Annotated in this window: 2 protein-coding genes; both read left to right on the top strand. The window is 72.1% G+C overall.

What is annotated here, in order from left to right:
* Positions 1-243 (top strand): rcc01693 family protein (locus tag CVM52_RS26270; protein ID WP_370741730.1); only part of this gene is annotated, 243 nt, incomplete at its 5' end.
* Positions 230-731 (top strand): RcGTA-type gene transfer agent tail tape measure protein (locus CVM52_RS26265; protein ID WP_100165099.1); only part of this gene is annotated, 502 nt, incomplete at its 3' end. The genes CVM52_RS26270 and CVM52_RS26265, both read left to right, overlap by 14 nt.

The raw sequence follows: 731 nt of genomic DNA, 5'->3' as shown, positions 1-731 counted from the left end.
AACGCTGCTGGCCCGCGCCTTCCTGGTGCCGGGCGAGGGATGAGCGGGTTCGACTGGCCGGCGCTGATGCAGGCCGGGATGCGCGGGCTGGGCCTGAGCCCCGATGCGTTCTGGGGCCTCACCCCGGCCGAGCTGCGGCTGATGCTGGGCGAGACGGCGGCGCCGATGAACCGGGCCGGTCTGGAGGCGCTGCTGGCCGCCTATCCGGATGGCGGGAAAGGAGAGGGCAATGACCGATCGTGACGGGTTTGACGAATTGGGCGACCGCGCCGAGGCGCTGGAAGACAGCCTGGGTGCCGCCGCCGGCATGGCCGCGGGGTTCGAGGCCGAGCTGAGGCGCATCGGCGGCACACTGGCCAGCACCGGGCAGGATGTTGCGACGCTGGAACGCGGATTGTCCAAGGGGCTGCGCCGCGCCTTTGACGGGCTGGCGTTCGACGGCCTGAAGCTGAGCGACGCGCTGGAACATATCGCACGCAGCATGATCCGCAGCACCTATTCCGCCGCGGTCAAGCCGGTGACCGACCATGTCGGCGGGCTGATCGCGCGGGGGTTGGGCGGGTTGCTGCCCTTTGCCGATGGCGCGCCTTTCAGCCAGGGCCGGGTGATGCCCTTTGCCAAGGGCGGCGTCGTTTCGGGGCCGGTGGCCTTCCCGATGCGCGGCGGCACCGGCCTGATGGGCGAGGCCGGACCCGAGGCGATCCTGCCGCTGGCGCGGGGCCCGGACGGGC

It is taken from the genome of Pseudooceanicola lipolyticus, from assembly GCF_002786325.1.
GTDB classification, from domain to species: domain Bacteria; phylum Pseudomonadota; class Alphaproteobacteria; order Rhodobacterales; family Rhodobacteraceae; genus Pseudooceanicola_C; species Pseudooceanicola_C lipolyticus.
This window is presented reverse-complemented; position numbering and strand designations above follow the sequence as displayed.